This window comes from uncultured Clostridium sp. (assembly GCF_937920395.1).
In the GTDB taxonomy this organism is placed as follows: Bacteria; Bacillota; Clostridia; order Clostridiales; family Clostridiaceae; genus Clostridium_AD.
In genome coordinates, this window is sequence record NZ_CALEVF010000227.1 from 1 (window position 1) to 5,738 (window position 5,738).

The following is a 5,738-nucleotide window of genomic DNA, read 5'->3' on the forward strand; positions in this document are numbered from 1 at the left end:
TTATCAAGAGAGGTAGAGGGACTGGCCCGATGATACCCGACAACCAGCATTTTAAATAAATGCAATGGTGTCAATTCCATCAGATTGTAAAATCTGAAAGATAAGGGAGATAGCAAATTTTATTATACAATTTTATTGTTTATTAAAGTTAATCATGCTGCTTTCCTTATAGGAAAGTTGCTTTTTTTTTAACTAAAATAAACTTACTCTATTATTAAGATAATAAACTAGTACAATTCTAATAAACCTTCACGAATCAATAACAAATACATATTTGCAGTATATTTAAATAACTAAACAAAATAATATTAAAGAGGAGAATTAATATGAGTGAGAGAAAATTAAGCTTTGAAACATTACAGGTACATGCGGGTCAGGTGCCTGACCCTACTACAGGTTCAAGAGCAGTTCCAATTTATCAAACATCATCTTTCGTGTTTAAGAATGCAGATCACGCTGCAAATTTATTTCAATTAAAAGAACCAGGAAATGTATATGCAAGAATAATGAACCCAACCACTGATGTTTTTGAGAAAAGAGTAGCTGCTCTTGAAGGTGGCGTTGCCGGACTTGCTACAGCTTCAGGACTAGCTGCAATATTCTATGCCATACTTAATGTAGCTAGCTGCGGTGATGAAATTGTAACTGCAAGTACACTCTATGGTGGCACTTATGAATTGTTTAATGTTACGCTTAGGAAACTTGGAATCAACGTAATATTTGTTGATCCAGATAATCCTGAAAACTTTAGGAAAGCAATAACAAGCAAAACAAAAGCACTTTACGGTGAGACAATAGGAAATCCAAAAATAAATATATTAGATATAGAAGCAGTAGCAAATATTGCACACGAAAATAAAATACCACTTATTATAGACAGTACATTTGCAACTCCTTTCCTATGCCGTCCAATTGAGTTTGGAGCAGATATAGTTATCCATTCTGCAACGAAATTTATCGGAGGACATGGAACTACAATTGGTGGAGTTATAGTAGATGGAGGTAAATTTGATTGGAGAGCAAGCGGTAAATTCCCTGATTTTACAACTCCAGACAAAAGTTATAATGGACTAGTATATGCAGACCTCGGAGCCCCAGCATTTGCTTTAAAGGCTAGAGTTCAACTTTTAAGAAACACTGGTGCAACCCTTAGTCCTCAAAGTGCTTTCTTATTTCTTCAAGGTCTAGAATCATTGTCATTAAGAGTTGAGAGACATGTTTCAAACGCTAGAGCCGTAGTAAAATTTTTAAATAACCATCCAAGTGTTTCATGGATTAATTATCCTGAACTTGAGGGAAGTAAATACAAAGAATTATCTAAAAAGTATCTACCAAAAGGTGCAGGATCCATATTCACTTTTGGAATAAAAGGTGGACTTGAGGCTGGTAAGAAATTCATAAATAGCGTAGAGTTATTCTCATTACTTGCAAATGTTGCAGATGCTAAATCACTTGTAATTCACCCATCGAGCACAACACATGCAGAGCTTAATGAAGAAGAACAAAAGGCAGCTGGAGTTACTCCAGATTTAATAAGGCTTTCAATTGGTGTTGAAGGTATAGATGACATTATATACGATTTAAACCAAGCCCTAGAAAAAGCAGTTAAATAATTACAAAAATAACTAATGAATCTTACATATTATAATACGTAAGATTTATTACCCTAAGGAGGATTTGGATGCCAATAAAAATACCTGATAATCTTCCAGCATATAAAACTCTAAATAAAGAAAATATTTTTACTATTACAGAAGACTGTGCATTTCATCAGGATATTAGACCATTAAAGATTATAATTCTGAACCTAATGCCAACGAAAATCGATACTGAAACGCAACTTTTAAGACTACTTGGTAACTCACCACTTCAAATTGATATAGTACTCCTTCATCCAGAAAGTCATGACAGCAAAAATATATCGCCAGAACATCTAATTAAATTTTACAATACTTTTGATGAAATAAAAGACACTAAATTTGATGGAATGATAATAACAGGAGCACCTATTGAAAATGTTCCTTTTGAAGAAGTTGATTACTGGGATGAGCTGAAAAAAATTATGGAATGGAGTGTACGAAATGTATTCTCCACCTTGCATATTTGTTGGGGTGCTCAAGCTGGACTTTATTATCATTATGGAGTTCCAAAACATAAACTTTGCGAAAAACTGTTTGGAGTATTTAAGCATACATCAAAGGAGGAGAATGTTAGGCTTTTGACAGGATTTGATGATGAATTTTATGTTCCACATTCAAGGCATAGCGAAATAAGGAAAACTGATATTGATAAGGTAGATGAACTTAAAATTATATCGGAATCAGAGGAATCAGGAATTTACATTGTATCAGCCAAAAAAGGACGTCAGATTTTTATAACTGGACATTCAGAGTATGATCCACTAACACTAAAAAACGAATATGATAGAGATATCGCAAATGGGTTAAAAATAAAGGTACCAAAGAACTATTATCCACAAGATGATCCAACAAAAACACCTGTTGTAAAATGGAGAGGTCATTCAAGTTTGCTGTTTTCAAATTGGCTAAATTATTATGTTTACCAAGAAACTCCATATAATTTAGTATATTTAGAATAACATATATAAAAGCGGCCCATAATTTATGGAAACCGCTTTTATTACTAAATTATATTAAATAACTTTTAATTACTTCTTAAAATAATTAAACTTCTGTAACTATCTCATCGTAACCTTTTCTATATGCTCTTGGGTAAAGTGTATTACTCTCATCTAAATGACCAAGTGGAATAAGCATTACTACAGTCTTATTATCTTGAAGTCCAAATTCTTTTCGTACACCTTCAAAATCCATGCCACTCATAGGATGAGAATCTACTCCAAGGCTCTTAGCTGCATACATAATGGACATTGCGAGAAGTCCTGCATTACTTTCAGCAAATTTTAATTTATTCTGGTCAGATGTACCATATAAGCCAGCTGCCATAGATTGTGTCCCTGCTAATTTTTCTTTATCTCCACCTAGCAATTTTAACATATCCTGCCACGTAGAATTTGATGATTCATATCCAGTTTTATCACCTACAATAATTAAAGTAACTGGTGCTTCTAATATCTTAGGCTGAGCTGAAAATTTATACAATCTTTCTTTACCTTCTTTAGATTTCACAGCAATTATCTCCCAAGGCTGAAGATTAAATGCTGATGGTGCAAGAACTGCAAGATTAATTATATCCTTAAGTAATCCAGCATCTAAACCTTTATTTTTATCAAAAAAATTAATAGCTCTTCTACCTTCATAAACTTCTTTTAAATTCATTTAAATTCCCCCAATTTTTTTATTAATTATATTATGTATTAATAATAGTTATTACCTACTTTATATTATCATATTATTACTATTTGATAAATATGTCAAGTAAATAATTAAATTATTTTACTATAATATACTGATAACACTTTATATTGTATTAAAAATTTCCATATGTAGAACTAATATTTCTCCTTCTCTTTAGTCAGTAGATATAGTATACACAAAAGCGTAAAAGAGGCAGAGCAAATTCTGCTCTACCTCTTTCCAATTTAGAAACGGAAATCTCGTTTCCCTTCCTTAAGCTCTTCTAAATGCTCCTTTGCAATTTCTCGAACCTTTTTATTTTTTATATTAGGAATTTCCTTTTTAATTACCGCTTCACCTTTTATCCTGGTATCATCAGATGCATAATCCTCTAAATATTCTTTAAGTGTCATTAATGCATTAGGTTGACAACAGTTTCCAATCTGACCTGCCTTTACAAGTTTCATAAAACGATCCCCTGTTCGTCCTTCTCGATAACAGGCTGTGCAAAAGCTTGGAATATAACCAAGTCCTAATAACCAGTTTACAATCTCATCTAACTTTCTTGTATCAGTTACTTCAAATTGTTTTGAATTATCTTCCTCAGATTCTGGCTCAGAATATCCACCAACGCTTGTACATGAACCTCCACTTACCTGAGATATTCCAAGTTCTAGAACACGCTCACGGGTCTTTTGGGACTCACGAGTGGAAACAATCATGCCAGTATAAGGAACTGCAATACGAATAACAGCAACAATTTTTTCAAACATTTCATCCGATATTGAATTTGAGAATGTATTAGGATCAATATCATCAGCAGGACAAATACGTGGAACACTGATAGTATGTGGACCTACGCCTTTTGCTGCCTCTAAATGCTCTGCGTGCATGAGGAGTCCTACAAAGTCATAACGATACATATTTAAACCAAATAACACTCCGATTCCAACATCATCAATACCACCTTCCATTGCACGATCCATGGCCTCTGTATGATATGCGTAGTTGTGCTTTGGTCCTGTTGGATGAAGTTCTTCATAACTTTTTTTGTTATAAGTTTCCTGGAAAAGTATGTAGGTACCAATGCCAGCTTCTTTTAACATCTTATATTCCTCTACAGTAGTCGCCGCAATATTTACATTTACACGCCTAATATCACCATTTTTATGCTTAATACTATAAATTGTTTTAATACTCTCTAAAATATATTCAATTGGGTTATTAATAGGATCTTCTCCTGATTCGAGTGCCAATCTCTTATGTCCCATATCTTGAAGTGCAATAACCTCTTTAACTATTTCTTCTTGAGTTAACCTTTTACGATGTATTGTCTTATTTTTAGAATGATAAGGACAATATACACATCCATTTACACAATAGTTTGAAAGATATAAAGGAGCAAAAATAACAATACGATTGCCATAAAACTTTTGCTTAATTTCTTTTGAAATTTTATACATTTTTTCATTCTCATCTTCCAAATCACATTCGAGTAATACTGCAGCTTCCCTATGTGTTAATCCTTTGCAATCCTTCGCACGTTCTATAAGACTATCAATTAATTCACGATTTCTTTTGTTTTCCTTCGCATAGGCAACAGTTGATAGAATTTCTTCGTCATTTATAAATTCTGTTGCATTTTTAGATTTAGAATTATACATAACAAAATCTCCTTTTCATAAAATAATTTTTTTTACTCTACTTGTGGTGGAACTTTGGAATAAATCGTTTTTGTATTTACGCCTGGAATCATTCCAAGCTTACCTGACATGGCACTGATAACATCATTTGGTGCATCAACAACCACACTTATTACTGAAATATTACGTTTATGATATGGAACCCCCATTCTCCCTACAATATACTCACCATATTCATGAAGTATAGAATTAAGTTTTGGAGCTGCCTCTGTGTTTTCAACTATAATTCCAATTAAAGCAATTCTTGTTTCCATTAAATAAATCTCCTTAATAAATTAAACTATCCCTATACCTCTAAAGGCATAGGGATAGTTTTTTTAATTTAAAGAAACACCACTAAAGGTATGCTCTTTAAACACATTACAACTATTCTCTCGCCTTCTCATTCGGGACGAACCCTCATACCTTCAGAACGATATCTTTGTAAATATAATTTATTGTTTAATTTTTAACAAAATAAAAATTATCCTAGTTTTTTAATTGCCCTAGAATACTTATACATTAACACTCTAAGTAATTAATTGCAAACTTTCATTTTGTTTAATAATATAAGAAGCGTTTATATTAAATACTTAGAATTACTTGTAAATTTTAATATACTGTTATACAATTAAACAATAATAATATATGTGCTAGGGGTGCCTTATGGCTGAGATATGAATTTTTAATTCATTGACCCTTATACCTGATCTGGCTAATACCAGCGGAGGAAAGCGGT

General features: G+C 32.5%; 5 protein-coding genes and 2 riboswitches. Of the genes, 2 read left to right on the forward strand and 3 right to left on the reverse strand.

Annotated features, from left to right (window positions below):
* Positions 1–107: riboswitch (SAM riboswitch) on the forward strand. This riboswitch is flagged as partial in the annotation.
* A gap of 219 nt (positions 108–326) precedes the next feature.
* The gene (locus Q0649_RS14685) at positions 327–1,613 is read left to right on the forward strand and encodes an O-acetylhomoserine aminocarboxypropyltransferase/cysteine synthase family protein (protein ID WP_298843591.1); all 1,287 of its coding nucleotides are present in this window, start codon (positions 327–329) and stop codon (positions 1,611–1,613) included.
* A gap of 68 nt (positions 1,614–1,681) precedes the next feature.
* The gene (metA, locus tag Q0649_RS14690; RefSeq protein ID WP_298843594.1) at positions 1,682–2,599 is read left to right on the forward strand and encodes a homoserine O-succinyltransferase; all 918 of its coding nucleotides are present in this window, start codon (positions 1,682–1,684) and stop codon (positions 2,597–2,599) included.
* A gap of 85 nt (positions 2,600–2,684) precedes the next feature.
* Here the strand turns inward: metA and Q0649_RS14695 are convergent, their stop codons facing one another.
* From Q0649_RS14695 to Q0649_RS14705, 3 genes are all read right to left on the reverse strand, one after another.
* Complete coding sequence (locus Q0649_RS14695) at positions 2,685–3,299, reverse strand: nitroreductase family protein (protein WP_298843596.1); 615 nt, start codon at positions 3,297–3,299, stop codon at positions 2,685–2,687.
* A 263-nt stretch (positions 3,300–3,562) separates the two neighbouring features.
* Complete coding sequence (hydG, locus tag Q0649_RS14700) at positions 3,563–4,981, reverse strand: [FeFe] hydrogenase H-cluster radical SAM maturase HydG (RefSeq protein ID WP_298843599.1); 1,419 nt, start codon at positions 4,979–4,981, stop codon at positions 3,563–3,565.
* 32 nt (positions 4,982–5,013) lie between these two features.
* On the reverse strand, positions 5,014–5,274 hold the full coding sequence (locus Q0649_RS14705) for a TM1266 family iron-only hydrogenase system putative regulator (protein ID WP_298843603.1): 261 nt from the start codon (positions 5,272–5,274) through the stop codon (positions 5,014–5,016).
* Positions 5,275–5,644: 370 nt separating this feature from the next.
* Positions 5,645–5,738: riboswitch (TPP riboswitch) on the forward strand. This riboswitch is flagged as partial in the annotation.